This window comes from Dechloromonas sp. CZR5 (genome assembly GCF_008711155.1).
Lineage (GTDB): Bacteria > Pseudomonadota > Gammaproteobacteria > Burkholderiales > Rhodocyclaceae > Azonexus.
In genome coordinates this window covers 678,417-702,681 of record NZ_VUYQ01000002.1, presented here as the reverse complement: position 1 = coordinate 702,681, position 24,265 = coordinate 678,417, and the positions used below count along the sequence as shown (strand labels likewise).

Genomic DNA, 24,265 nt, shown 5'->3' with positions numbered 1-24,265 from the left:
TTCAGCGCGCTCCTGTCAGACGACTCTTGACGGCCTGCCAGCCGCGCCACAGGAAAAAGCCCTGCCGAGCCCAGCGCCACGCCCTTTTCGGACGCGCCACCGCCAACGCAGCAGCGGCGACGCCGACCGCAGCCGGATGCTGCTTGAGCCAATCAACACCGTCGAGAACGGCATCTCCTTTGGCCAGAGCGGCCTCCAGCGGCGCCGCATGACGCGCCAACTGGCGGCGCTGCTCGGCAATGCGCACCTGCAACGCACCATGGCGGGTCGCCAGTTCGAGCAGTTTGGGGTTCATTCCGAGCGGTCGCGATAACGACGCAACTGGGCCATGTCGGCTTCAAGCTCCGACAGGCTGGCCTTGAACATCTTGCTCGGCTGGCTCGCCTGACGCTGCAGGGATCTGACCAACAACAGGCCGCCGGTGACAAAAAGTGCCGCAAAGACACCGAAGACAACGACGCGCTGCTCCCAGAAAGCCAGTGCAATGCAGCAGACCAGCATCACGACGCCCAGAGCAAGCAGGAAAGCCGCACCGATTGCCCTCGCCCATAGCGATATGAGGCGGAATTTCTCCTCCTCCAGCTCGGTGACCAAAAGTTCGGCGCGCGTCTTCCCGATCGCGAGCAGCGTCGCAACGAGATTTTTCAAGGAGGCAAAAAGGCCCTCGCGGCCCTCTTCACCCCCTGCGAATTGCGTCATTCGCTTAGCGACGGCCGATCAGGACGCCCAGAGCCAAGCCCAGGGCAGCCGCAACGCCTACTGCCTTCCACGGTTGCTCATGGACGAAATCATCGGTTGCGCGTGCAGCGGCCTTGGTCTTATCGACAACGGCAGCCTCCAGGTCGAGCACGCGTTCCTTGGCGTCGCGCAGGCGGACGCCCAAACGCTCGCGCAGTTCACCAACCTTCTCGCCAGCAGCGCCAGCCGTGGCACGCAGCAGTTCTTCGGTATCGGAAATGACGACCTTCAGATCGGAGACCAGTTTTTCCTTGTTGGCTACGGAGAGTTGTTCTGACATTTTCAAACCTCGTTGTGAATCATGTTGATCGGAGCATTTCAAGGGTATCCCTAGCGTGCTGTGAAAGCAATTCACACTGGATACTTATTTGACGTCGTAGTCGACGCTAAGAGGCGCATGATCGGAAAAACGCTCGGCCTTGTACACCCCGGCAGCCATGGCACTTGCTGCGATTCCCGGGGTGGCGATCTGGTAATCGATCCGCCAGCCTACGTTCTTGGCCCAGGCCTGGCCGCGGTTGCTCCACCACGTATAAGCCTCACCAGTGGCATCGGGATGCAGGCGGCGGTAGACATCGACCCAGCCCTGCTCATCGAAAACCCTGCTCAACCAGGCGCGCTCCTCGGGAAGAAAACCCGAGTTTTTCTGGTTCGACTTCCAGTTTTTCAGGTCGATTTCCTTATGTGCGATATTCCAGTCACCGCACAAAACAATCTCGCGCCCTTCGGCACGCAGTGCCTGCATGTGCGGGAAAAACACGTCGAGAAAGCGGAATTTGGCCTCCTGGCGCTCCGGCGATGATGATCCGGAAGGCAGGTAGAGCGAAATCACGGACAGATTGCCGAAGTCCGCCCGGATATAGCGCCCCTCGGCATCGAATTCACCGCCATCGAAGCCCTCGACAACACGGTCCGGTTCACGCCGACTCCAGATGCCGACGCCGCTGTAACCCTTTTTCTCGGCACAATGATAGTACGCGTGCATACCATCGGGTGCCAGCATTTCACTCGTCAGATCCGGCAGTTGAGCCTTCAATTCCTGCAAGCATATGACGTCGGGCTTTTGACTCTCCACCCAGGGCAGTACATTTTTGCTCCACGCCGAGCGGATACCATTGAGGTTCAGGGATATGATGCGTAACATTGTGCTTAGACTAGGCTGTGTTTTTGGGTCGTTTGCAATTAGGAAACCATGGATTTTCGTCAGGACTTCATCGAATTCGCGCTCGCATGCCAAGTGTTGCGCTTTGGCGAATTCAAGACCAAGGCGGGGCGCATGTCGCCCTACTTCTTCAACGCCGGACTCTTCAATGACGGCAACTCGCTCGGTCGACTCGCCGAATTCTACGCCAAAGCCGCCGAAGCCGGCGGCGTGCAATTCGACATGCTGTTCGGCCCTGCCTACAAGGGCATCCCGCTGGTCGCCACGATCGCCATGGCACTCGCCCAACGCGGCCGCAATTTCCCCTTCGCCTACAACCGCAAGGAAGCGAAGGATCACGGCGAAGGCGGCAGCATTGTCGGTGCCCCGCTTCAAGGTCGCGTACTGATAGTGGACGATGTCATTTCCGCCGGCACCTCGGTACGCGAATCGGTCGAACTGATCCGTGCCGCCGGCGCTACGCCAGCCGGTGTGCTGATCGCGCTCGATCGCCAGGAACGCGGCCAGGGCGAACTTTCGGCCGTGCAGGAAGTACAACGCGATTACGGCATACCGGTGGTTGCCGTTGCCGGGCTGAAGGATTTGATGGTCTTCCTGGCGGAACGTGCCGAATTTTCTGCGCACCGCGAAGCAGTCAACCGCTATCGTGAGCAGTACGGGGTCGATGCGTAAGACGGCAGCCTTCCCATTTCTCGCACTGCTCCTGGTCTCGACGGCCCAGGCGTCGGGTGAATTCTATTGCTGCCAAGACTCCGCCAGCGGCCGTCGCGTCTGTGGGGATACGCTGCCCGAGCAATGCCGCGGACGCGCCTACCGTGTTCTGGACAGCGGCGGCAATGTCGTCAAGGACGTCGGCCCTCCGCTGACTCCCGAACAAAAAGCCGAGCAAATCCTGGAGAACAAACGGCGCAAGCAGCAGGAAGATGCGGGACGCGAACAACGACGACGTGACCAGGCATTACTGGACACCTACTCGACACCGGAAGACATCGATCTCGCCCAGAAAAAGGCCGAGGCCGACGTGAACCTCACCATTCAGGCAACCAACGAACGCATTGCGACCGCTCAGAAGAAACGTAAAAAACTGGCCGACGAAGCCGAGTTCTACAAGAAAAAAACCATGCCCCCCGAGCTGGACAAGGATTTGCGTGCCGTCGAGCACGAGCTCAGGCTGCAGCAGGAACTGGTCGAACTCAAGAAGAAAGAGTTCGACACCATCAAGTCCAAGTACGACGCCGATCGCAAGCGCTATTTCGAACTGGCCCGTCGGCCACCGGCCGCGCCGTCAGGCAGCGCGGCCACCCCGCTGCGCTGATCAGCCAGCCAGTTTCTTCTTCAGCAGGTCATTGACCTGCTGTGGGTTGGCCTTGCCCTTGGCGGCCTTCATCACCTGACCCACCAGCGCATTGAAAGCTTTTTCCTTGCCAGCCTTGAATTCAGCAACATTGGCGGCGTTGGCGGCAAGCACCTCGTCGACCAGCGCCTCAATGGCACCGCTGTCGGTGATCTGTTTCAAGCCCTGTTTGTCGATGACCTCGTCAGCCGTCGCGCCTTCGCCATTCCACAGCGCCTCGAAAACCTTCTTGGCGATGTTGTTGGAAATGGTGTTGTCGGCAATGCGCAAGATCAATCCACCAAGTTGCTGGGCGGAGACGGGCGATTCGGCCATCTCCAGGCCCTCCTTGTTCAGGCGGGCAGCAAGGTCGACCATGACCCAGTTGGCGCACGGCTTGGCGTTACCCTGGCCGGCCACGGCAACCACGGCCTCGAAATAGGCGGCGATCTCCTGACTCGCTGTCAGCGTCGCTGCATCGTAGGCCGACAGGCCCAGGACGTTCGTGAAGCGTTCGCGCTTCTGGCCCGGCAACTCGGGCAACTCGCCCTTGATGCGTTCGATCCATTCGGCACCGATCATGAGCGGCAGCAGGTCGGGGTCGGGGAAGTAGCGGTAGTCGTGCGCATCTTCCTTGGTCCGCATGGTGCGCGTTTCTCCGGTATCCGGGTCGAACAGCACGGTCGCTTGCTGGATCCTGCGGCCTTCCTCGATCTCGTTGATTTGCCAATGGACTTCGTAGTCGATGGCTTCCTTGAGAAAACGGAAGGAGTTCAGGTTCTTGATTTCACGGCGGGTCCCGAACTCAGCCTGTCCCTTCGGACGTACCGAGACGTTCGCATCGCAGCGGAAGGAACCTTCCTGCATGTTGCCGTCGCAGATACCGATCCAGCGCACCAGGCCGTGCAACGCCTTGGCGTAGGCGACCGCCTCGTCGGACGAGCGCATGTCGGGCTCGGTGACGATTTCCAGCAACGGCGTGCCGGCCCGGTTCAGGTCGATGCCGGACTTGCCGTGGAAATCCTCGTGCAGGGATTTGCCGGCATCCTCCTCGAGGTGGGCACGGGTCAGGCGGACGACCTTTTCGTAGGCCTTGTCGCCGCTGCCGACCTGCAGGGTCAGGCTACCGCCCACGACGACCGGCAGGTCCATCTGGCTGATCTGGTAGCCCTTGGGCAGGTCGGGGTAGAAATAATTCTTGCGGGCAAATACCGATTTCGGCGCCACCTCCGCACCGATGGACAGGCCGAAGCGGATGGCGCAATCGACCGCCTTCCTGTTGAGCACCGGCAGAACGCCCGGCAAGGCCAGATCGACCGCACAGGCCTGGGTATTCGGCTCGGCCCCGAAGGCCGTCGAGGCACCCGAAAATATCTTCGAAACCGTCGCCAGTTGTGCGTGTGTTTCGATACCGATGACGACTTCCCACTGATTCATAGCTTCATCCGTTTCACGAACATTGGCCGGTTTTCGACTCGACGAGAATCGGCCACAAATAATCGAACGCCTTGCCTTCGCACGACTTGTGGCAACCGGTGAAGGCGATGGTGATTTTTTCGCCCTGTTCGCGCCACATGCGAACCGTACACTTACTGTCCCTGGCGTGTCGCAGCAGAACCTGAGGTGTCGCTGTTTCCTGGCGAAAATCAGGCAATGCAAAACGACAGGCTCCACGCCCCTTGATGGCCACGTTGGCCTGGAAATCGCGTACGTCGCCGTCATCGACCTGCAGGTTCAGCTTGGTCGCCGTACCGATTTCATCGACATGCGAGCAACGCGAGGTCACGCTGACCGGCGAGGTGTCGTGCTGCTTGATGCCGCGGCGGGCCAATGCCCGCTGGGCTTCAGCCGACAGGCCTGGCTGGCTGGCCGGCCGACTGCTCGGCGGCTTGCTCGCGGCAGGCTCAGCCGGCTGCTGCTCGCTCTCCGGTGGCGGCGTTGCGCAACTGGCAAGCAGCAGCACGACGGCCAGCGGGGCCAGCCAGTAGCGCATCAGGCAATCGCTTCCGGCCGCCGGGCGTGCCAGTCGGTTGCCTGTTGGTAGCGATGGGCAACGTTGAGCAACTGGTTTTCGGCAAAGTAGTTGCCGATCAACTGCAGCCCGACCGGCAAGCCTCCGGCAAAACCGCAAGGAATCGACATACCGGGCAGGCCGGCCAGATTGACGGCAATCGTGTAGATATCCGACAGATACATCTGCACTGGGTCGGCTGCCTTTTCGCCCAGCTTGAACGCCGTCGACGGCGAGGTCGGCCCCATGATCACGTCACAGGACTTGAAGGCTTCGACAAAATCGTTGGCGATCAGGCGGCGGATGCGCTGCGCCTGCAGATAATAAGCATCGTAGTAACCGTGCGACAGCACGTAGGTACCAATCAGGATGCGGCGCTTGACCTCGGCGCCGAAGCCTTGGGCACGGCTCTTCATGTACATGTCGTCGAGATTGCCGTATTCCGGCGCACGATAACCGTAGCGTACGCCGTCGAAGCGGCTCAGGTTGGAGCTGGCCTCGGCCGGTGCGATGACGTAGTAGGCCGGCACCGACAGGTGGGAATTGGGCAGCGACACCTCGACGCAGGTGGCGCCAAGCTTTTCATATTCGGCGATGGCGGCGCGCACGGCGGCCATCACCTCGGCATCGCAGCCTTCGCCGAAGAATTCCCTGGGCAGGCCGATACGCAGGCCATTCAACGGCTTGTCCCCGGCCTTTTCACCCAATTCGCGGGTGTAGTCCTCCGTCGGGCGGTCGAGCGAGGTCGAATCGCGCTCATCAAAACCGACCATGGTGTTGAGCAGCAGCGCACAGTCCTCAGCGCTGGCCGCCATCGGGCCACCCTGGTCAAGCGACGAGGCGAAGGCAATCATGCCGTAGCGGGAAACCACACCGTAGGTCGGCTTCAGGCCGGTCAGGTTGCACAGGGCAGCAGGCTGGCGGATCGAACCACCGGTATCGGTACCGGTTGCTGCCGGCGCCAGACGGGCCGCGACGGCTGCCGCCGAACCGCCGGACGAGCCGCCCGGCACGCGGGCGCGATCCCACGGATTCTTGACCGGGCCGAAGAACGAGGTTTCGTTCGACGAACCCATGGCAAATTCGTCCATGTTGGTCTTGCCCAGCGACACCAGTCCGGCTTCGCCATGCATTTTCGCGATCACCGTCGCATCGTAGGGCGACACGAAATTGGCCAGCATCTTCGAGCCGCAGGTCGTCGTCCACCCTTCGGCGCAGAAGATGTCCTTCTGGGCGACCGGGATGCCGGTCAGCGGGCCGGCCGTACCGGCAGCAATACTGGCATCCGCAGCGCGGGCCATGGCCAGGCTCTTGTCGCGGTCGACCGTAACGAAGGCGTTGATATCCGGATTCAGACGCTGGATACGATCGAGGAACAGCGTGGACAGCTCGACGCTGGAAATCTTCTTCGCAGCCAGGGCCTGCGACAGCTCCTTCAGGCTGGCGTGGATCATTCGATCACCTTCGGCACAAGATAGAGGCCTGCCTCGGTTTCCGGTGCGACGGCCTGGTAGGCCTTGCGGCGGTCGGGCTCGCTCACCGCATCGTCACGCAGACGCTGACCAAGGTCCTGAGCATGCGCCATCGGCTCGACGCCAGTGGTATCCACTGCCTGCATCTGCTCGATCAACTGGAAGATGCCATTGAGATGGCCCTGTGTGGAAAGTGCCTCGGCATCGTTGGTCTCGATACGAGCCAAATGGGCGATGCGCTTAACCTGTTCTAATGTGAGCGACATGGGAGCCAAAGACTTTTTTGCAGTGCACAAAGTCTTAAAATGGAAAGCGTTATAAGGTATCATAAAAGTTTTCCCTACCGCACCCCCCCAACGCGGAGCTATAGATGTTCGGTTTCCTCAGCAAATACTTTTCAAACGACCTCGCCATCGACCTCGGCACGGCCAATACGCTCATCTACGTGCGCGGCCGCTCCATCGTCCTCGATGAGCCTTCTGTCGTCGCCATCCGCCTCGAAGGCGGCCCTAACGCAAAAAAAACCATCCAGGCTGTCGGCAAGGAAGCCAAAGAGATGTTGGGCAAGGCCCCGGGCACGATCACCGTCATCCGCCCGATGAAGGACGGCGTGATCGCCGACTTCACCGTCACCGAGCAGATGCTCAAGCAATTCATCAAGAAAGTGCACGACTCCAAGCTGTTCAGCCCGAGCCCGCGCATCATCATCTGCGTACCGTCCGGCTCGACCCAGGTTGAACGCCGTGCCATCCGCGAATCCGCGCTCGGCGCCGGTGCCAGCCAGGTGTACCTGATCGAGGAGCCGATGGCCGCTGCGATTGGTGCCGGCCTGCCGGTCGCTGACGCCACCGGCTCCATGGTCGTCGACATCGGCGGCGGCACTACCGAAGTCGGCGTCATCTCGCTCGGCGGCATGGTCTATGCCGGCTCCGTGCGTGTCGGCGGCGACAAGCTGGACGAAGCGATCATCAATTACATCAGCCGCAACTACGGCATGATGATTGGCGAGAACACCGCCGAAAACATCAAGAAGAACATCGGTTCCGCCTTCCCGGGTGCCGAGGTCAGGGAAATGGAAGTCTCCGGCATCAACAAGGCCGAAGGCATCCCGCGCAAGTTCACGATTTCCTCCAACGAAATCCTCGAAGCGCTGACCGACCCGCTGAACCAGATCGTTTCTGCCGTCAAGTCGGCGCTGGAAAAGACCCCGCCCGAACTCGGTGCCGACATTGCCGAAAAGGGCATGGTCCTGACCGGTGGCGGCGCCCTGCTCCGCGACCTCGACCGTCTGCTGATGGAAGAGACCGGCCTGCCCGTCATCGTTGCCGATGAGCCGCTGACCTGCGTCGCCCGCGGTTGCGGTATGGCGCTGGAAAAGATGGACAAGCTGGGCAGCATTTTTGCCTCGGACTGACCCTTGACCGCTGCAAGGCAAGTGTGAGCGATGGCCGGCATGGATCACGCGCCACCACCGTTCTTCAAGCGAGGGCCAGCACCGCTGGCCCTTCTGACTTTCTACATCGCCGTTTCGCTGGCGATCTTTGTCGTCGACCTGCGTTTCAAGAGCCTTGAACTGCTGCGCCAGAGCATCGCCCTGATCGTCGATCCGGTACAGCGCGTGGCCCAGACGCCGGGCAGCCTGGTCGATTACGCCGGACAGTACCTGCAGGGCATGCGTTCGCTGCAGCTTGAAAACGAAGAACTGAAGCACGCCAAGCTGACGACGGCACCTGACCTGCAGCGCCTGGCGCAACTGGAGGTGGAAAACACCCGCTTGCGCAAGCTGCTCGACGTCAAGGAACGCGAAAAGGCCAACGGCCAGGTCGCCCAGATCATGTACACCGCCCGCGACCCATTCTCGCGCAAGGTGATTGTCGACAAAGGCCAACAAGCCGACATCGCGGCGGGCCTGCCGGCCATCGACGAGGCCGGCGTCGTCGGTCAAGTCACCCGTGTCTTCCCGTTCTCGGCCGAGATCACGCTGATCACCGACAAGGATCAGGTCGTCCCGGTGCAGGTCGTGCGCACCGGCCAGCGTTCGGTCGTTTTCGGCCTCGGCAACGGCCAGCTCGAACTGCGCTACATGCCGGCCAACGCCGACATCCAGGTTGGCGACCTGCTGGTCACATCGGGCCTCGACGACATTTATCTACCCGGATTCCCGGTTGCCAAGGTGGTCAACATCGAACGTGACAGTGCCTATTCCTTCGCCCGCATCTTCTGCGTACCGATCGCCGGTGTCGAAAACTTCGGTGAAGTCATGATCCTCGCGCAGCGTCAGGCCAGGCCGGAGCGCCCGCCGGAAAGTGGCAGCCGGGCTGCGGCCAATGACGGTCAGCGGGTCAAGAAAAAACGAATGCCCAAGAACTGATGCAACCGACCTTTTCCTCATCGCGCATCCTGCTGCCGGTTCGCCCGTGGTTCATCTTCCTGAGCCTGATCGGCGCCGCCGTACTCAATTTCCTGCCCACCGCGCACTGGCCCGGCATGCCCGACTGGGTGGCACTGGTTCTGTGCTTCTGGAGCGTACGCGAGTTCCGCCGGGTCGGCATGGGCTGGGGTTTCGTTCTCGGCCTGCTGATGGACGTGGCCGACGGTGCCGTCCTCGGCCAGCACTGTTTTGCCTACGTGCTGCTCGCCTACACCGCCTCGTCGCTGTCCCGGCGTATCCTCTGGTTCCCGCTGGCCCAGCAGGCACTCCAGATCATGCCCTTGCTCATCGGCACGCAGATCATCCAGGCCCTGATGCGCCTGGCGGTTGGTGCCGATTTTCCAGGGTGGGGTTACTTCATCGGCCCCTTTGTGGCGACCCTGCTGTGGATTCCCGCTACATTCGTCCTGCTGCTGCCGCAATACCGTCCGGTCGAGCAGGATCCCAACCGTCCGATCTAAGGCTGATCGCACGTGGGTGACTTCAACAATCCGGAAGCCGATCTCGACCGCTTCCGCTTCCGTCTCGGCTTTGCGGCCGTCTTCGTCCTTGCCTGCTTTGGCATCCTGATCAGCCGCTTCGTCTGGCTGCAGGTAATCCAGCACGACTTCTACCAGACCCGTGCCGAAGACAACCGGATTGCGCTGATCCCAATCGTTCCCAACCGGGGTGTCATCACCGACCGGAATGGTGTGGTTCTGGCCCACAACTATTCCGCCTTCACGTTGGAAATCACGCCATCGCAGGCGGGAAGCCTTGAGCAAACCATCGATGCACTGGCTGAAGTGATCGATATCCAGCCCAAGGACCGCAAACGCTTCAAGCGCCTCCTCGACGAGGCGAAGAATTTCGAATCCATCCCCATTCGTACCCGCTTGAGCGATGCCGAAGTCGCCAAGTTCTCGGCCCATCGTTACCGTTTCCCCGGCGTCGAGGTCAAGGCCCGCCTGTTCCGCCAGTACCCGCTCGGCGCCGTCGCCTCGCACGCCATCGGCTATATCGGCCGGATCACCGAGCGCGACCTGAAATGGATTGAGGAAGCCGAGCGGCAAGCCAACTACAAGGGTACCGATCATATCGGCAAGACCGGACTGGAGCAGCATTACGAGTTCGAACTGCACGGTGAAACCGGTTACGAGCAGGTCGAGATCGATGCCGGCGGCCGTGCCCTGCGCAGCCTGAAACGCATCCCCCCAGTTTCGGGCAACAACCTGCAGCTGACGCTCGATATCAAGCTGCAGGAAATAACCGAAAAGGCTTTTGGCGATCGCAAGGGTGCCCTGGTCGCCATTGATCCGGCCACTGGCGGCGTGCTGGCCCTGGTGTCCACCCCGACTTATGACCCCAATCTATTCGTCGACGGCATCACCCCGGAAAACTGGAAGGAACTGAACGACCACCCAGACAAGCCCATGGTCAACCGTACCATCAACGGCGCCTACCCACCGGGATCGACGTTCAAGCCCTTCATGGCCCTGGCCGCGCTGGAGATGGGCAAACGCACGGCCCAGCAAGCCATTAGCGACCCAGGCTTCTTCACGTTCGGCAACCACACCTTCCGCGACGACAAGAAGGGCGGACACGGCGTCGTGGACATGTACAAATCGATTGTCCATTCCTGCGATACCTACTATTACGTCCTGGCCAACGACATGGGGATCGACAACATCGCCAAGTTCATGGGCAGTATCGGGCTGGGCCAGCGTACCGGCATCGACCTCGGCAAGGACGATGCCGGGGAGTCGAAGGGCGTTCTTCCCTCGCAGGAATGGAAAAAGCAGCGCTTCAAGAAGCCGGAGCAGCAGAAATGGTACGCCGGCGAAACGATCTCCATCGGCATCGGCCAGGGCTATAACGCCTACACGCCGATCCAGCTGGCACAGGCGGTGGCTACGCTGGCCAACAATGGCGTGATGTTCCGACCGCACCTGGTACAAAATATCGTCGACACCAAGACCGGCGACAAAAGGCCGATCGAACCCAAACCGCTGCGCGATCTCGGCTGGAAAGAGAAGAACCTGGAAGTCATCCACCGCGCCATGATTGGCGTGAACAAGGAAGGTACCGGCGCGCGTGCTTTCGCCGGGGTTCCCTACAGCGTCGGCGGCAAGACCGGCACGGCCCAGGTCTTCTCGCTGAAAGGTGCCCAGTACAAGGAATCGGCCGTCAAGAAGAACCTCCGCGACCACGCCCTGTTCATCGCCTACGCACCGGTCGAGAATCCGAAGATTGCCCTCGCCGTCCTGGTCGAAAACGGCGGTTTCGGCGCCCAGTCGGCGGCACCGATCGCCCGCATGGTGCTTGACTACTACCTGCTCGGCAAGCTGCCGGCCGGCGCCGCCAGGGAAGACAGCGACGCCATCGAGGAGGAGCACGACGAATGATGGACATCGCCGGAACCTTGCGTCGGGCCTGGGCCAACGCTATCGCCCATATCGATTTCCCGTTGCTGCTGATCACCGCCGCCATCATGGCGGTCGGTCTGGGCACGGTGTATTCCGCCACCTACGACAGCACGCACCGCATGATGTCGCAGGCCGCCAACATGGGCATCGCCCTCGTCGTCATGTGGGTCATCTCCCGTGTTCCGCCACAAAAACTGATGAGCTTCGCGATTCCGCTCTACATCGTTGGCATTGTCCTGCTGGTTGCCGTCTTCCTCTTCGGCATCAAGGTCAACGGCGCCCGGCGCTGGCTGTCCGTCGGCTTCACACGCGTCCAGCCCTCGGAAATCATGAAGATCGCCATGCCGCTGATGCTCGCCTGGTACTTCCACAAGTACGAGGCCACCCTGAAACTCAAACACTATGGCGTCGCCGCGCTCTTGCTTCTCGTGCCATTCGGCCTCGTCGCCAAGCAGCCCGACCTCGGCACTGCGCTACTCGTCGGTGCCGCCGGCTTCTATGTGATCTTCTTCGCCGGCCTGCCATGGAAGATCATCGTCGGCCTGATCGCCATGGCTGGCGCCGCCGCGCCCGTGCTGTGGAACATGCTGCACGACTACCAGCAGAAACGCATCCTGACCCTGATCGACCCGACGACCGACCCGCTCGGCTCCGGCTACCATATCATCCAGGCGACGATCGCCATCGGTTCCGGAGGGGCCGTCGGCAAAGGCTTCCTGAACGGCACCCAGACCCACCTCGAGTTCATTCCGGAAAAACATACCGACTTCATCTTTGCCGTCTATTCCGAGGAATGGGGATTGATCGGCAACGCCACGCTGGTCTTCCTGTACACCCTGCTCATCGGCCGCGGCCTGATGATCGCTTCGGCCGCACCGACCACTTTTTCGCGACTATTGGCCGGCGCCATCACACTCGGCTTCTTTACCTATGCCTTCATCAACATGGGCATGGTCAGCGGCATCCTGCCCGTAGTCGGCGTCCCGCTGCCCTTCATGAGCTACGGTGGCACGGCGCTGGTCACCCTGTTCCTGGGGATTGGCATATTGATGTCGATCCATACGCACCGGATGCTGGTTAAAAAATGAAGCGCCTGCTCGCGCCGCTCGCCGCAGCATTGCTCATGGCCGCTTGCGGTGGCTCCGGCCCGGTGCGCGAACCCGGCGCCGACACGCCCAGGGTGCCGACGACCAAGACACCGACCCCGACGAAGAAGCCGACCGCCGTGCTCAAGCGGGGAGGCGGCTTCTACAAGGATGACGGCCCGGCCGACGAGATTCCCGATGGACTGGAAGACATTCCGGACGCCGAACCCAAATGGGAACCGCTGCACAAGCCGGCGACAAAGCCCTATGTCGTCCTCGGCAAGGAATACGTTCCCAACACCGCGGTCAAGCCGTACAAGGTGCGGGGCATTGCCAGCTGGTACGGCAAGAAATTTCACGGCCAGAAGACCTCCATCGGCGAGCCCTACGACATGTTCGCCATGACCGCCGCCCACACCACGCTGGCCCTACCTTCCTATGCCCGGGTGACCAGCACCCAGACCGGCAAATCGGTCGTCGTGCGCGTCACCGACCGGGGGCCGTTCCACGCCGACCGGGTCATCGATCTGTCCTACACGGCTGCCTACAAGCTCGGGCTGATCAACGGCGGCAGCGGCCAGGTCGAGGTTGAGGCGATCATTCCGGGCGAAGCAAGCGGAACGACCTACGCCCAGGTCACGCCAGCCCGCCCAAGCGCCGGCGAAAGCGACGACATCGCCCAGTTTGCCCGGGGCATCGCGGAGGAAAAGCCGGTACAAGCCGCCACGATGACCGGAGTGAGCGGCGAAACGAGTTTTGCCAAGGGGGTTTATCTGCAACTGGGCGCCTTTTCCAGCGCCGACAATGCCGAAAACCTCAGAAACCATCTGATGCGCGAACTGGATTGGCTGGTCGAGCCGATGCGTATCCACCCGGCCGGCGGCATTCACCGCCTGCAACTGGGGCCTTACGCCAGTCGCGGGGATGCCGAAAAGATCGCGGACAAAATCCGCGCCGCACTCGGCTTCAAACCGACTTTCGTCACCCGCTGATCGAATTCACTCCAGGCTGACCCGGGCAACCACCACGTTACCCTTGCCCTGGTACTCCAGCGAGGCAAAGCTCATCATCCGGGCCATTGCGATACCGCGACCATTGGGATCGAAGGCCCGATCGGGATCGAAGCTCAGGAACTTGTCCCACACGAACCCGGCACCCTGATCGGTAATCGTAAATGTCAGAGACCGGGCATCGCGTTCCACCCGCACCGTGGCAAAACGCCCCAGGAACTGCGGCAGGGCCAGACGGCGCTGGATTTCCCCCTCCCAGTCACCCTCCCACTTGAGCAGGGATTTTTCCTGATAGCTGACGCCCAGATTGCCGTGCTCCACGGCATTGACCATCAGGTCGGAAAGGCCTGGCGCGACGACGTCCGGAACCGGACACATGTCGGCCAACACCGGAACCAGCGAGGCGATATCGTCGAGCGTCACGAAGCTGTATTCGACATTCCGGATCAGCGCCTGCGCTTCCTCCAGGCGAGCCGCACGACTGCGCAGCTGGCGACGACCGCGGCGATCCTCCAGCGCGGCCCTGACAATCGAAATCAGCGCTTCCGGCTCATAGGGCTTGGTGAGATAGTAATAAGCCCCTGCTTCGAGCCCTTCACGCACTTGATCGGGCGACGACGCCGCCGTCTGCATGATGACCGGAACGTCGCCAAAACGCGCTTCGCGCTTCATCCGGCGGAGCAATTCCATGCCATCGAGTTCCGGCATCATGCGGTCAAGCACCACCAGCGAAAAATTGCTGTCGGGAGCGCTCAGGCTCGACCAGGCATCCACCGGATTGCTGTGCATCTCGAGCTCGATATCTTCCTGCTCGAGAAATTCCTCGATGATGAACAGGTTCAATTGTTCATCATCAACAACGAGGACACGTTCCTTATCCATTGCTCAGTCTTTCTCCTTCCCCAGAGACCGGATGACGAACGGGTAGCTGCACGGTAAAGCAGGCCCCGCCACTCTGGCGATTCTGGGCATAGATCATACCGCAATGTAACCGAATAATTTCCCGACACAACGCGAGCCCAAGACCGGAACCGCCGGCCCCGCTGCTTGTTATCGAGCTTTGCGCGAAATTGTCGAAAATGCTCTCCAGTTCGTCCGCCGGAATGCCTGATCCATGGTCTTCGACGGCCAATCTCAGGCCGGCCACCTCCTCGCCGGCCACGACCATGTTGTCAGGCCGGAGGTTAACGGACACCACACTCCCCTGCGGTGCGAATTTCCCGGCATTCGACAACAGATTGCGAACAACCTGTGTCAAACGTTCGGGATCGCCATGCATCGCCGCATCCCCTTCGCAGGAAAACGCGATCCGTTGTCCGCGGAGTTCGAACAACGCGTGCAACTCCGAAATCACGCGGCGCACAAGTTCTGCGAGATCGAGCGCGACCGGCTGCACCAAGGTCGTACCGGCCTCCAGCCTGGAGAGATCGAGCAGGTCGTTGAGCAGCACAAGCAGGCGCTTCCCGCTATCCTGAATCAACTGGAAATATCCGCGCAGACGTTCGTCATCGATTTTGCCAACCCGATCTGCCCCCAGGCGGGCGCATGAAAGGATGCCATGCATCGGCGTCCTGAGTTCATGCGACATGTTCGACAGGAATTCCGACTTCGCCCGGTTGGCCGACTCCGCCGCTTCCTTGGCCCGCAAGAGATCGGCCGTACGACTATCGACCAGGGCCTGCAGATGCCCGCTATGCTCGCGCAACGCCGCTTCCGCAGCCTTGGCGCGCGTGATCTCCCGGCCCGTTCCTCGATAGCCGACAAAGCATCCCGCCTCGTCAAAAACAGGACTGCCGGACACCGAATACCAGTGCAGGAACCCGTCGTCTCCACGGATGGGATACTCGAAATCGGAAAATGGCCGGCGCGCCGCCAATACCGCCTTGTGCGCCGCCCAATCCGCCTCGTCTAACAGGATGGGTAGCTCCCAGCGCCGCTTTCCCCTGAGGCTTTGAGCGTTCATGCCTGCCCGGTCAAATCCAGAGGACAGCTCACGGAAGCGAAGATCGGCATCCTGCTCCCACAACCAGTCCGACGAAAGCGTCGCCAGATCGCGAAACCGCATCTCGCTTTGCGCCAGCGCCGCGTTGGCCTTGCGCAAGCTGGCCCAGTGCCGGCTGTAGAGCGGCACCATAATGGCCAACGCGACCAATGCACTGATCAACGAGGCGAACAAGGTATCGTTGATTTCATCGCGCAAGCTGCTTTCGACTTTCAACACGCCGACGGTATGCTGATCCAGCTTGATCGCCGCTCGGCCCGAAACACTCGGCCAGGAAGGCGGATCGCTCAGGGTTGCGATGGTTGAGCCAAACGCATCCTCAACCACGGTTCTATGCTCCGGGTAGAGACGATCGGCCAGCGCATCGAGCAACTCTCCCGGCGCCCAACGCCAAGCATTCGGCGCCTGGGCTGCGAAACGGGAGGCCAACTCGGCCTGGGCTTTAGCCTCGCTCGCCATGGTGACGGAGAGGCGCGAATATTCCAGCATCAGGTGCACGCTCGGCAGTACCAGAACCAGAATCAGCAGCAGCAAGCCCCCCACAACCATTGGTCGCGCGACAGGCTCCAGAACAGCCCCCGGATCCGCATCAATTGCTTGCCGAGATTGTGCACACATTTTAGTTATCCCCTGTTTTGATTCTGATCTTCGCATCGCCCGTGTGTTTGATGAGGATCAATGGCATGCAATTTGGTGTGGCTATACTCCGGCGCTTGATATTCCGGAGTCTGCCCATGAGCTCCCTGCCCGATCTCGTCTGTCCCGCCGGCAGCCTTCCCGCCCTCAAGGCCGCTGTCGACAACGGCGCCGACACCGTCTATCTCGGCTACAAAAACGATACCAATGCCCGCAATTTCGCCGGCCTCAACTTCGACGCCAAGACCATGGCGGAAGGTATCCGCTACGCCCATGCCAAGGGCCGCGAAGTGCTGATGGCGATCAACACCTTCCCGCAAGCCGGACGCACCGCCGACTGGCATGCCGCCGTCGATGGCGCCGTCGACCAGGGGGTCGATGCGATCATCCTGGCCGACATCGGCCTCCTCGATTACGCCACCCGCAAACACCCGCAACAGCGCCTGCACCTGTCGGTTCAGGGTTCGGCCACCAGCTACGAGGCGATCAATTTCTGCCAGCGCGAATTCGGCATCCGCCGCGCCGTGCTGCCGCGCGTACTGACCCTGGCGCAGGTCGAGCACGTCATCAAGAACACCACGGTCGAAATCGAGGTATTTGGCTTCGGCAGCCTGTGCGTCATGAACGAGGGGCGCTGCTGGCTCTCTTCCTACGCCTGCGGTGAATCGCCGAATACCGTCGGTGCCTGCTCTCCCGCCAAGTACGTCAAATGGGACAAGAAGCCGGGAACCATGGAAACGCGGCTCAACGGCATCCTGATCGACCGTTTCGGCGATGACGAACCGGCCGGCTATCCCACCCTCTGCAAGGGGCGCTTCGAGGTGCAGGGCGAGACCTACTACGCGCTCGAGGAGCCGACCAGCCTGAACGTGCTGGAACTCCTGCCCGACATCATCAAGATCGGCGTCCGCGCCATCAAGGTCGAAGGCCGCCAGCGCAGCCCGACCTACGTCGCTCAGGTCACCCGCACCTTGCGCGCCGCCCTCGATGCAGCCCGCGACAGCGCCGAGCGCTTCCACGTCAAGCCGGCTTGGCAGGCCGAACTGGCCAAGGTATCCGAAGGCAGCCAGGCAACCCTGGGCGCCTATAACCGGCCGTGGCGCTGAAGGATTACGCATGAAACTGTCTCTCGGACCCCTGCTCTATTTCTGGCCCAAGGCTGAAGTCATGGAGTTCTACGCCGACATGGCGCAGAACCCGGCCATCGATATCGTCTATGTCGGCGAAGTCGTCTGCTCGCGCCGTCAGCAATTGCGCACCGCCGACTGGATCGGTCTGGCGCGCGATCTGACCGATGCCGGCAAGGAAGTCGTTGTCTCCGCCCAGGCCCTGCTCGAATCGGAAAGTGATCTGAAGGCCTTGCGCCGATTGGTCGATGAAGCCGGCTGCAAGGTCGAAGCCAACGATCTGGGCGCGGTCAACCTGACCGCCGGCAAGGACTTTGTCGCCGGACCGCACCTCAATATTTACAACGAGGAAACCCTAGCCACCTTCGCCCGCTATGGCCTGAAGCGCTGGGTACCGCCGCTCGAGGCCACCCGAACCTTGATCGACACCCTGCACCGCAGCCGGCCTGCGGGCGTCGAAACCGAGGTGTTCGCCTTTGGCAAAATTCCGCTCGCCTTCTCGGCCCGCTGCTTCACGGCCCGTCATTACAACCTGAACAAGGACGACTGCCAGTTCAAGTGCCTCGACCACGCCGAGGGCCTGACGCTGAAAACCCGCGAGGGGCAGGATTTCCTGACCATCAATGGTATCCAGACCATGTCGGCGCAGAGCTACAATCTGCTGCACGAGATTCCCGACATGCTCGCCATGGGCATCGACATCGTCCGCCTCAGCCCGCAGCAACAGCATATGAACGACATCATCGCCGCCTTCGATACCGCGCGACACGGTCTGCCGGTCGTTGCCGACAGTCGGAACTGGAGCACCAGCGGCCAGGTCGACGGTTACTGGTTCGGCGACGCGGGTATCCGCCAGCACCATACGCAAGCCCTCGCAACCCTGGGAGCATGACCATGAACGGCAACTTCACCATTCCCAAATTCAAGCTGCCCGACTTCGTCGCCAGCCTCGGCCACAAGCTTCCGCAGTGGCCGCATGCGTTGGTCCTGGTCGGTGCGCTCAACGCGGCGCTGAAAATGAAGCTGTTGCCGGAAAGCGAACTGGCGATGCTGGAAGACAAGCTGTTCCGTGTTCGCGTGCTGGATACCGGCGGCGAAGCATCCTACACCTACCGCAGCGGCTTGTTCCGCCCGGTTTTCCGGCCCGAACGCGAACCCGACCTGGCTTTCGCCGCCAACCTGTCGGCTTTCCTGCAACTGCTGGCTCGCCAGGAAGATCCGGATACGCTGTTCTTCAATCGGGAACTGGAAATCACCGGCGATACCGAACTCGGGCTGATCGTGAAGAACATGCTCGATGCCGTCGAGTGGCCGAAGCTGCCCCGCCTCCCGCTGGCCAGCAGTTAATGAGATGGGCCGGGTTCATCCCCGGCCTGGCTGATCAATCGCCGATTGAAATCAGCGTTTCAGGCGGCGAAACTGCCCGCCCGTCCGTTTGTGGGCGGCTAACCGCGCAGGCCACTTCACCCGTCGCGATGATGCTGAGCACTTCTTCCTGCTCAACGGGCGCCATCAAATCCTTCGGCTGCATGCATCCGCCCAGGTAGACCTTCAGGCTGTCGGCCAGTTGGCCATCTGCACACAGCACCCGCATCGCAAAATCAGGATAGGCATGACCGACGGCGCGGAGCACCTCACCCACCGTTTCGCCGCTCGCCATCACTTCGTCGTGACCTCCCGCCAGCGCACGCAGTTCCATCGGGATATGAACCGAAACCACGGGATACTCGCTCATCAACATGGCGCACCTCCTTGCTTGCTGTGTACGTTGGACAAGCGGCATAACGGAAGTTCGCCAAAAAGAAAGGGAGGCCGCAGCCTCCCTTTGCTTGAAACGAATCGCCGGGGCGATCAGTTCTTCTTCTGGGCGTCCAGGCGGAACTTGACGTAAGCGCCCGGGGCATCCTCGATGACCTTCAGCTTGCCATCGGCCGGCTGACGCGCCTTGACCTTGGCAGAACCGCCCGGCAGGCTGGTCACCCACTGATCCCAGTGAGTCCACCACGAACCGGCATTCTGCGTGGCGCCAGCCAGGAAGTCGTCCGGGCTTTCCGGCAGGTCGCCGTCCGTGGCGTCATTGGTCCAGAAGCCGTACTTGTTGGCCGCCGGCGGGTTGACGATGCCGGCGATGTGGCCCGAGCCACCCAGCACAAACTTGGTCTTGCCGCTCGGCAGGCGGGCGCCCATGTAGGTGCTCTTCCACGGCGCGATGTGGTCTTCGATCGTGGAGATGAAATAGCACGGCGTCTTGACCTTGGAGATGTCGATCTTGACACCGCCCAAGGTGATGCCGCCCGCATCCTTCAACTTGTTGCCGAGGTACATGTTGCGCAGGTAGAAGCTGTGCATCGCGGCCGGCATGCGGGTGGAGTCCGAGTTCCAGTAGAGCAGGTCGAACGGGAACGGGTCCTTGCCCATCAGGTAGTTGTTGACCACGAAGGACCAGATCAGGTCGTTGGCGCGCAGCATGTTGAAGGTGCCGGCCATTTCCGACCCCTCGAGGAAGCCGCGTTCGGCCATCTTCTTTTCCAGACCGGCGACAGCACCTTCATCGAGGAAGACGCCCAGTTCGCCCGGCTCGGAGAAGTCGAGCATGGTGGTGAAGAAGGTGGCGGAATTGGCGCGCTTGTCCTTCTTGGCTGCCATGTAGGCCAGCGTGGTCATGGTCAGCGTGCCGCCCAGGCAGTAGCCGGCGAGATTGACGCTGTCTTCGCCAGTGTGGGCACAGACCTGGTTGATGGCTTCCAGCGAGCCTTCGAGCAGGTAGTTCTCGAAGGACTTCTGGGCCAGCTTCTCGTCCGGGTTGATCCACGACATGATGAAGGTGGTGTGGCCCTGGCTGGTCGCCCAGTTGACCATCGAGTTCTTCTCGCGCAGGTCGAGGATGTAGTACTTGTTGATCCACGGCGGGACGATCAGGAACGGCTTCTTGTACTGGTCCGGGGTCTTCGGATCGTACTGGATGAGCTGGAACAGTTCGTTCTGGAAGATCACCTTGCCCGGCGTCGTGGCGACGTTCTTGCCCATTTCGAAGGCCGAGGTGTCGGTCATGCGGATGCGCAGCTGGCCGTCGCCGGCCTCGACGTCGTGCAGCAGGTTGTTGAGGCCCTTGATCAGGTTCTGGCCGTGCGACTTGACGGTTTCGCGGAAGACTTCCGGGTTGGTCAGTGCGAAATTGGACGGCGACAGGGCATCGATGTATTGGCGCGTGAAGAAGTTAACCTTGGTTTGGGTAGCCTCGTCCAGACCTTCGGTGCCTGCCACCGTGTCATGGATGTGACGGGCAGCGATGAGGTAGGACTGCTTGACGAAATCGAACAGGAAATGCTGCTCCCAGTCCTCGTCCTTGAAGCGGTTGTCGCCCTTCTTCGGGGCAGCGATTGGGGCAGCACCGGGCATGCCCATCATCTTCATCATGGAACCCTGCCACAGCGAGAAGTAGTCCCACATCATGTTCATCTGGGTCTGGGCCATCTTGTACGGATTGGCCATCAGACGGGCGGACAGGTCCATGAAGGCCTTGGCCACGCCCAGTTCGTCGGCCGGGGCGTCAACGCCATCCTTGGCCTTCTTTTCCATGTACTGGGTGATCACGCGGGAGGCGCGCTGGGCGACTTCGGCGTAGGTCTTGGCCATTTCGGCCGGATTGGGCAAATTCATACCCTGGTTTTCGGTTTGCTGCGACATCTTCAAACTCCCTCTCTGTCAGTGCGCGGTGGCTCAGTGTCCCGTCCGCATATAGCGAATCACCCCTTCGGCATCGCAGTGACGCGACAGCCGACCAGCTTGTTCAAGGTAGTTCAGATGAGCGATCGCCTCACCCATCGCGAACATGGTTTGGTGTGTATCGAGTTGCCGGTTGAACAACGTGTCCAGCAATTCGGCAGCGCTCTTTGACGCTTGTTCACAGCTTGTCTCCAGGGCTCGCAGTCGCTCCTCGTGGTGCGCGTGCAAATCCCCAACCCTCTCCTGCACCCCGGTGAAGGGAAGCCCGTGCGAAGGCAGCACGAGCGTTTCTGCCGGAATTTCCTGCGCCATCACATCCAGCGACTCCAGATACCACCGTAATGCATCCGCTTCCGGAGTTGCTGCAAATACGCTGATATTGGTGGAAATTCTCGGCAAAAGCATGTCTCCGGAAATTAACACGCCAAGTTCGGCGCAGTAAAGCGCCACATGTTCCGGTGCGTGACCATGACCGATCATGACTTGCCAGCTCCGCCCCCCGATGACGACCGAATCGCCCGCCATCAGACGATGGTAATAATCAGGCAAGGCCGGAACCGCCTTGCGGTAGCCGGAACCGCGCTTTTCGAACTTGGCCAGATGCTCAGCATCCAGACCGTGCTGGCGGAATTGTTCGACCATGAAGCGAGGACCGTGGCCACCCATTTCATTCCAGACGACATGGGCGGTCAGGAATTCGCCCGTGCTCATCCATAGCGAAGCACCGGTTTTTTCCATCAACCAACTGGCCAAGCCGAGATGATCGGGATGGAAATGGGTGACGATCAATTTGTTCACCGGCCCGCCCAGGCGCTCGAGGATCAGCGACCAGCTCTCGCGCACGTGGTCTTCGGGAAAGCCTGTGTCGACAACGACCCAGGCATCGCCGTCGCGCAGCAGCCAGAGGTTGATGTGATCGAGTTGGAAAGGCAGCGGCATGCGCAGCCAGAAAACGCCGGGCGCGACTTCGGTCAGCTCGCCAGCGGCTGGCGGATGGGCGTGGGGAAAATGCAGGGCCATGTTTTGCTCTTGTCTGATGAAACGGCAACTTACCATACGGTGGCGGATTGAAAAAAGACCCCGCATCTGTTTTACTCTGCCGCTCCAACAGGAGACAAAATGAGCCAGGCTGGCCCCACCTTCGCGATTTCCGACCTCGCCCGCGAGTTCGACATCACGCCGCGCACGATCCGCTTCTGGGAAGACCAGGGCATCCTGGCGCCGCAGCGCGAAGGCAACAAACGCGTATTCACCCGCCGCGACCGGGCCCGGCTGAAAATGGCCTTGCGCGGCAAGCGCCTCGGCTTGTCGCTGGCGGAGATCAAGGACCTGATCGGCATGTACGCCTCGACCGAGGACGAGACGCCGCAACTGCTCGAATGCCTGCGCATCATGGAGAGACGTCGGGCGGCGTTGCAGCAGCAGCGGGAAGACATCGAAGCCATGCTCGGCGAGATCGCCCAGTTCGAAACGCTGTGTCAGGACGAATTGACGCGCCGCGGCGCGAAATGACCTGCCGCGCCTAACGGGCGTCGCGGTGCGAGATTTCGACGACGCGTGCCCGCGCCGCCAGTTGCCCGACCAGTTCACGCGCCGCCTGCCGGTTGCGGGCATCCAGGTTGGCATCCCATTCGTCGAGCAGATAGATCGGCTGCGCCGTCTCCACCACGACTTCGCGCAGCACCTGCAACTGGCGCTCGCCTGAGGAATAGCCGGTTTTTTCCTGCGCTGCCTCCTCGGCGTTGAACGTTTCCGGCTCCTCGGCTTCGTCGTCCGGATCGATTTCCGGCATCGGCGCCCCCCCCTTGGTGTTGAAGCGGAAATTCAGGCGATCGTGGGCCGGCCAGTAATAGGCGCGGCCACCGACGCATGCTTTCAGGGCGACCAGCAAGGTCGATTTGCCGGCCCCGTTGCCGCCCCGGACCGACACCAATCCGGTGGGTTCGGCGAACACTACCTTGAGCGCCTCCGCCAGGCTGGTGCAACTGCTTTCGCTATCGCCGACCTTGAGGACGAGGCGGTCGAAATCGATGCGTTCCTCGAGGCGTTCGTCGCCGGCCGGCTGCATGTGTTCGCAGATGCCCTTGATGCGCGTCCAGATCGCCAGCAGGTCGGTCATGCCGGCGGTCAGTTGGTGCATGTCCAGCGTCATCTCGATCTGTCGGGGCAAGGTGGCTGCCAGGGCGATGAGCAAGGCGACGTTGCCGGACTCGTTGACGGCAACCCAGGCGGTGGCAGCCAGGACGATGATCAAGGCGATGATGCCGCTGATCGCGCTCCAGCCCTCGCGCGCCAGGATGGCCCGCACCTGGGCGCTCAAGGCCGCACCCAGGCGGTCGCGCAGGTCGCCATGCCACAGCCTGAAGTTGTAGCGATTGCCGGAAAAGATGTTGTCCCAGGCGTTGTAGGTGCGCGCCATCATGCGGTTGGTCATGCGCTGGTTGTGCAGGTAGGCGGCAGCCAGCGGCTTGCGCAGGGTCCATTGCAGGATGACCAGCAAGGCGAAGGCCAGGACATAGGCGAGCGGCAGCCCGGCGTCGATTTCCATGCCGAGGACCGTCGCATTGAAGACAATGTTGAAGAAGAGCCGCAGGTAGAACTGCAGGTCGTACATCAGGTCGAAGCAGACCCGGAAGCTTTCGTTGGTCAGGAACGGCTCGGTACTTTCCCGCGCCTGGGCATCGCCGAGCAAGGCCGTCCGGAAGCGATTGCTGCGGGCAAAGTGCAGCAGGTACTTGCCGAACGCGGTAAAGCCGGTACGTTCGGCGTAAATCCAGCTTGCCGCGCCGGCCAGGTAGGAACAGGTCTGTGCGACGACGATCCAGACAAAATCGCCGGCTGTCACATGGGCTTCGGTGATGTCCCGGGCCACCCGGATAACCAGCCAGGTCGTCCCGGCCCCGAACAACTCCTGCAGCATGACCAGGAACAGCATGGCCGCAAGCGAGGGGCCGAGCAGGAAGCGCAGAAAATCCCGACGCTGGAATGATGAATGGGCAGACATAAACGGATTTTGAAGCAGAAATGAAAAAAGCAGACTTGCGCCTGCTTTTTTGTCGAACACGATACAGCGATTACTTCTTCTTTTTCTTCTTGGCCATTTGAGTTCTCCTCGTGAGCGGTTGGT

26 protein-coding genes are annotated in these 24,265 nt (G+C 61.2%); 12 read left to right on the top strand and 14 right to left on the bottom strand.

The window, feature by feature from the left end; translation table 11 throughout:
• Position 1: 1 nt before the first annotated feature.
• The 4 genes from F1002_RS08520 to F1002_RS08505 all read right to left on the bottom strand — a co-directional run bounded on the left by F1002_RS08520 (position 2) and on the right by F1002_RS08505 (position 1,882).
• A complete protein-coding gene (locus F1002_RS08520) occupies positions 2–295 on the bottom strand; it encodes a YqjK-like family protein (RefSeq protein WP_150428582.1) in 294 nt (97 codons plus the stop codon).
• Positions 292–648 (bottom strand): phage holin family protein, encoded by a 357-nt coding sequence (locus F1002_RS08515; protein ID WP_255584477.1) that lies wholly within the window; start codon positions 646–648, stop codon positions 292–294. The genes F1002_RS08520 and F1002_RS08515 overlap by 4 nt, the downstream gene beginning before the upstream one ends.
• A gap of 55 nt (positions 649–703) precedes the next feature.
• A complete protein-coding gene (locus F1002_RS08510; RefSeq protein WP_150428580.1) occupies positions 704–1,018 on the bottom strand; it encodes a YqjD family protein in 315 nt (104 codons plus the stop codon).
• 84 nt (positions 1,019–1,102) lie between these two features.
• Complete coding sequence (locus tag F1002_RS08505; RefSeq protein ID WP_150428579.1) at positions 1,103–1,882, bottom strand: exodeoxyribonuclease III; 780 nt, start codon at positions 1,880–1,882, stop codon at positions 1,103–1,105.
• A 48-nt stretch (positions 1,883–1,930) separates the two neighbouring features.
• On the opposite strand from F1002_RS08505, the gene pyrE reads away from it, so the two are divergent.
• Both pyrE and F1002_RS08495 read left to right on the top strand, forming a co-directional pair.
• Complete coding sequence (gene pyrE, locus F1002_RS08500; protein WP_150428578.1) at positions 1,931–2,572, top strand: orotate phosphoribosyltransferase; 642 nt, start codon at positions 1,931–1,933, stop codon at positions 2,570–2,572.
• On the top strand, positions 2,565–3,215 hold the full coding sequence (locus F1002_RS08495) for a hypothetical protein (protein ID WP_150428577.1): 651 nt from the start codon (positions 2,565–2,567) through the stop codon (positions 3,213–3,215). The genes pyrE and F1002_RS08495 overlap by 8 nt, the downstream gene beginning before the upstream one ends.
• Here F1002_RS08495 and gatB read toward each other — a convergent pair whose 3' ends face one another.
• From gatB to gatC, 4 genes are read right to left on the bottom strand one after another with little or no spacing between them, the layout of a single operon-like run.
• Positions 3,216–4,670 carry an Asp-tRNA(Asn)/Glu-tRNA(Gln) amidotransferase subunit GatB gene (gene gatB, locus F1002_RS08490; protein ID WP_150428576.1) on the bottom strand — a complete coding sequence of 485 codons (1,455 nt, stop codon included), beginning with the start codon at positions 4,668–4,670 and terminating at the stop codon, positions 3,216–3,218.
• 13 nt (positions 4,671–4,683) lie between these two features.
• Positions 4,684–5,226, bottom strand: a complete 543-nt coding sequence (locus F1002_RS08485) for a hypothetical protein (RefSeq protein ID WP_150428575.1) — start codon at positions 5,224–5,226, stop codon at positions 4,684–4,686.
• Positions 5,226–6,698 carry an Asp-tRNA(Asn)/Glu-tRNA(Gln) amidotransferase subunit GatA gene (gene gatA, locus F1002_RS08480; RefSeq protein WP_150428574.1) on the bottom strand — a complete coding sequence of 491 codons (1,473 nt, stop codon included), beginning with the start codon at positions 6,696–6,698 and terminating at the stop codon, positions 5,226–5,228. The genes F1002_RS08485 and gatA overlap by 1 nt, the downstream gene beginning before the upstream one ends.
• Positions 6,695–6,982, bottom strand: coding sequence for an Asp-tRNA(Asn)/Glu-tRNA(Gln) amidotransferase subunit GatC (gene gatC, locus F1002_RS08475; RefSeq protein ID WP_150428573.1), 288 nt, complete (start codon positions 6,980–6,982; stop codon positions 6,695–6,697). Before gatC ends, gatA begins: the two co-directional genes overlap by 4 nt.
• A gap of 104 nt (positions 6,983–7,086) precedes the next feature.
• On the opposite strand from gatC, the gene F1002_RS08470 reads away from it, so the two are divergent.
• Genes F1002_RS08470 through F1002_RS08445 form a run of 6 tightly spaced genes read left to right on the top strand, consistent with a single transcriptional unit; the run spans position 7,087 to position 13,629 of the window.
• Positions 7,087–8,130, top strand: coding sequence for a rod shape-determining protein (locus F1002_RS08470; protein ID WP_150428572.1), 1,044 nt, complete (start codon positions 7,087–7,089; stop codon positions 8,128–8,130).
• 30 nt (positions 8,131–8,160) lie between these two features.
• Positions 8,161–9,087, top strand: a complete 927-nt coding sequence (gene mreC / locus F1002_RS08465) for a rod shape-determining protein MreC (protein ID WP_150428571.1) — start codon at positions 8,161–8,163, stop codon at positions 9,085–9,087.
• Positions 9,087–9,608: a rod shape-determining protein MreD gene (mreD, locus tag F1002_RS08460; RefSeq protein ID WP_150428570.1), complete on the top strand. Its 522-nt coding sequence runs from the start codon at positions 9,087–9,089 to the stop codon at positions 9,606–9,608. Before mreC ends, mreD begins: the two co-directional genes overlap by 1 nt.
• A 12-nt stretch (positions 9,609–9,620) precedes the next feature.
• Entirely contained in the window at positions 9,621–11,531 is a 1,911-nt protein-coding gene (mrdA, locus tag F1002_RS08455) for a penicillin-binding protein 2 (RefSeq protein WP_150428569.1), read from the top strand.
• Positions 11,528–12,640 (top strand): rod shape-determining protein RodA, encoded by a 1,113-nt coding sequence (gene rodA, locus F1002_RS08450; protein WP_150428568.1) that lies wholly within the window; start codon positions 11,528–11,530, stop codon positions 12,638–12,640. The genes mrdA and rodA overlap by 4 nt, the downstream gene beginning before the upstream one ends.
• On the top strand, positions 12,637–13,629 hold the full coding sequence (locus F1002_RS08445; RefSeq protein WP_150428567.1) for a septal ring lytic transglycosylase RlpA family protein: 993 nt from the start codon (positions 12,637–12,639) through the stop codon (positions 13,627–13,629). The genes rodA and F1002_RS08445 overlap by 4 nt, the downstream gene beginning before the upstream one ends.
• A 6-nt stretch (positions 13,630–13,635) precedes the next feature.
• Here F1002_RS08445 and F1002_RS08440 read toward each other — a convergent pair whose 3' ends face one another.
• Positions 13,636–14,529 (bottom strand): response regulator, encoded by an 894-nt coding sequence (locus F1002_RS08440; protein ID WP_150428566.1) that lies wholly within the window; start codon positions 14,527–14,529, stop codon positions 13,636–13,638.
• Entirely contained in the window at positions 14,522–16,183 is a 1,662-nt protein-coding gene (locus F1002_RS08435; protein ID WP_191090343.1) for a PAS domain-containing hybrid sensor histidine kinase/response regulator, read from the bottom strand. Before F1002_RS08435 ends, F1002_RS08440 begins: the two co-directional genes overlap by 8 nt.
• A 200-nt stretch (positions 16,184–16,383) precedes the next feature.
• Here F1002_RS08435 and F1002_RS08430 point away from each other — a divergent pair, with 200 nt between their 5' ends.
• From F1002_RS08430 to F1002_RS08420, 3 genes are read left to right on the top strand one after another with little or no spacing between them, the layout of a single operon-like run.
• Positions 16,384–17,391 carry a peptidase U32 family protein gene (locus F1002_RS08430; RefSeq protein WP_150428564.1) on the top strand — a complete coding sequence of 336 codons (1,008 nt, stop codon included), beginning with the start codon at positions 16,384–16,386 and terminating at the stop codon, positions 17,389–17,391.
• Positions 17,392–17,401: 10 nt separating this feature from the next.
• On the top strand, positions 17,402–18,304 hold the full coding sequence (locus F1002_RS08425; RefSeq protein ID WP_150428563.1) for a U32 family peptidase: 903 nt from the start codon (positions 17,402–17,404) through the stop codon (positions 18,302–18,304).
• 2 nt (positions 18,305–18,306) lie between these two features.
• Entirely contained in the window at positions 18,307–18,759 is a 453-nt protein-coding gene (locus tag F1002_RS08420; RefSeq protein WP_150428562.1) for an SCP2 domain-containing protein, read from the top strand.
• A gap of 34 nt (positions 18,760–18,793) precedes the next feature.
• On the opposite strand, the gene F1002_RS08415 is transcribed toward F1002_RS08420, so the two are convergent.
• The 3 genes from F1002_RS08415 to F1002_RS08405 form a co-directional block, all read right to left on the bottom strand.
• Positions 18,794–19,153 (bottom strand): MoaD/ThiS family protein, encoded by a 360-nt coding sequence (locus tag F1002_RS08415; protein WP_150428561.1) that lies wholly within the window; start codon positions 19,151–19,153, stop codon positions 18,794–18,796.
• A gap of 110 nt (positions 19,154–19,263) precedes the next feature.
• Positions 19,264–21,099 (bottom strand): alpha/beta hydrolase, encoded by a 1,836-nt coding sequence (locus F1002_RS08410; protein ID WP_150428560.1) that lies wholly within the window; start codon positions 21,097–21,099, stop codon positions 19,264–19,266.
• 33 nt (positions 21,100–21,132) lie between these two features.
• Complete coding sequence (locus F1002_RS08405) at positions 21,133–22,158, bottom strand: MBL fold metallo-hydrolase (protein WP_150428559.1); 1,026 nt, start codon at positions 22,156–22,158, stop codon at positions 21,133–21,135.
• A 99-nt stretch (positions 22,159–22,257) separates the two neighbouring features.
• Between F1002_RS08405 and F1002_RS08400 the strand changes: the two genes are divergently transcribed.
• Positions 22,258–22,650: a MerR family DNA-binding transcriptional regulator gene (locus F1002_RS08400; protein WP_150428558.1), complete on the top strand. Its 393-nt coding sequence runs from the start codon at positions 22,258–22,260 to the stop codon at positions 22,648–22,650.
• Between the two features lie 10 nt (positions 22,651–22,660).
• On the opposite strand, the gene F1002_RS08395 is transcribed toward F1002_RS08400, so the two are convergent.
• Positions 22,661–24,142: an ABC transporter ATP-binding protein/permease gene (locus F1002_RS08395; RefSeq protein ID WP_150428557.1), complete on the bottom strand. Its 1,482-nt coding sequence runs from the start codon at positions 24,140–24,142 to the stop codon at positions 22,661–22,663.
• Positions 24,143–24,265: the final 123 nt, after the last annotated feature.

Excerpts from the sequence above, each read along its gene's own strand:
- F1002_RS08425 (WP_150428563.1), top strand. The coding sequence starts at position 17,402 with ATGAAACTGTCTCTCGGACCCCTGCTCTATTTCTGGCCCAAGGCTGAA.
- F1002_RS08410 (WP_150428560.1), bottom strand. The coding sequence starts at position 21,099 with ATGTCGCAGCAAACCGAAAACCAGGGTATGAATTTGCCCAATCCGGCC.
- F1002_RS08485 (WP_150428575.1), bottom strand. The coding sequence starts at position 5,226 with ATGCGCTACTGGCTGGCCCCGCTGGCCGTCGTGCTGCTGCTTGCCAGT.
- F1002_RS08395 (WP_150428557.1), bottom strand. The coding sequence starts at position 24,142 with ATGTCTGCCCATTCATCATTCCAGCGTCGGGATTTTCTGCGCTTCCTG.
- F1002_RS08510 (WP_150428580.1), bottom strand. The coding sequence starts at position 1,018 with ATGTCAGAACAACTCTCCGTAGCCAACAAGGAAAAACTGGTCTCCGAT.
- F1002_RS08440 (WP_150428566.1), bottom strand. The coding sequence starts at position 14,529 with ATGGATAAGGAACGTGTCCTCGTTGTTGATGATGAACAATTGAACCTG.
- F1002_RS08400 (WP_150428558.1), top strand. The coding sequence starts at position 22,258 with ATGAGCCAGGCTGGCCCCACCTTCGCGATTTCCGACCTCGCCCGCGAG.
- F1002_RS08405 (WP_150428559.1), bottom strand. The coding sequence starts at position 22,158 with ATGGCCCTGCATTTTCCCCACGCCCATCCGCCAGCCGCTGGCGAGCTG.
- F1002_RS08505 (WP_150428579.1), bottom strand. The coding sequence starts at position 1,882 with ATGTTACGCATCATATCCCTGAACCTCAATGGTATCCGCTCGGCGTGG.
- gatA (WP_150428574.1), bottom strand. The coding sequence starts at position 6,698 with ATGATCCACGCCAGCCTGAAGGAGCTGTCGCAGGCCCTGGCTGCGAAG.
- rodA (WP_150428568.1), top strand. The coding sequence starts at position 11,528 with ATGATGGACATCGCCGGAACCTTGCGTCGGGCCTGGGCCAACGCTATC.
- F1002_RS08495 (WP_150428577.1), top strand. The coding sequence starts at position 2,565 with ATGCGTAAGACGGCAGCCTTCCCATTTCTCGCACTGCTCCTGGTCTCG.
- gatB (WP_150428576.1), bottom strand. The coding sequence starts at position 4,670 with ATGAATCAGTGGGAAGTCGTCATCGGTATCGAAACACACGCACAACTG.
- F1002_RS08415 (WP_150428561.1), bottom strand. The coding sequence starts at position 19,153 with ATGTTGATGAGCGAGTATCCCGTGGTTTCGGTTCATATCCCGATGGAA.
- F1002_RS08430 (WP_150428564.1), top strand. The coding sequence starts at position 16,384 with ATGAGCTCCCTGCCCGATCTCGTCTGTCCCGCCGGCAGCCTTCCCGCC.
- F1002_RS08445 (WP_150428567.1), top strand. The coding sequence starts at position 12,637 with ATGAAGCGCCTGCTCGCGCCGCTCGCCGCAGCATTGCTCATGGCCGCT.
- F1002_RS08520 (WP_150428582.1), bottom strand. The coding sequence starts at position 295 with ATGAACCCCAAACTGCTCGAACTGGCGACCCGCCATGGTGCGTTGCAG.
- pyrE (WP_150428578.1), top strand. The coding sequence starts at position 1,931 with ATGGATTTTCGTCAGGACTTCATCGAATTCGCGCTCGCATGCCAAGTG.
- mreC (WP_150428571.1), top strand. The coding sequence starts at position 8,161 with ATGGCCGGCATGGATCACGCGCCACCACCGTTCTTCAAGCGAGGGCCA.
- mreD (WP_150428570.1), top strand. The coding sequence starts at position 9,087 with ATGCAACCGACCTTTTCCTCATCGCGCATCCTGCTGCCGGTTCGCCCG.
- gatC (WP_150428573.1), bottom strand. The coding sequence starts at position 6,982 with ATGTCGCTCACATTAGAACAGGTTAAGCGCATCGCCCATTTGGCTCGT.
- F1002_RS08420 (WP_150428562.1), top strand. The coding sequence starts at position 18,307 with ATGAACGGCAACTTCACCATTCCCAAATTCAAGCTGCCCGACTTCGTC.
- F1002_RS08470 (WP_150428572.1), top strand. The coding sequence starts at position 7,087 with ATGTTCGGTTTCCTCAGCAAATACTTTTCAAACGACCTCGCCATCGAC.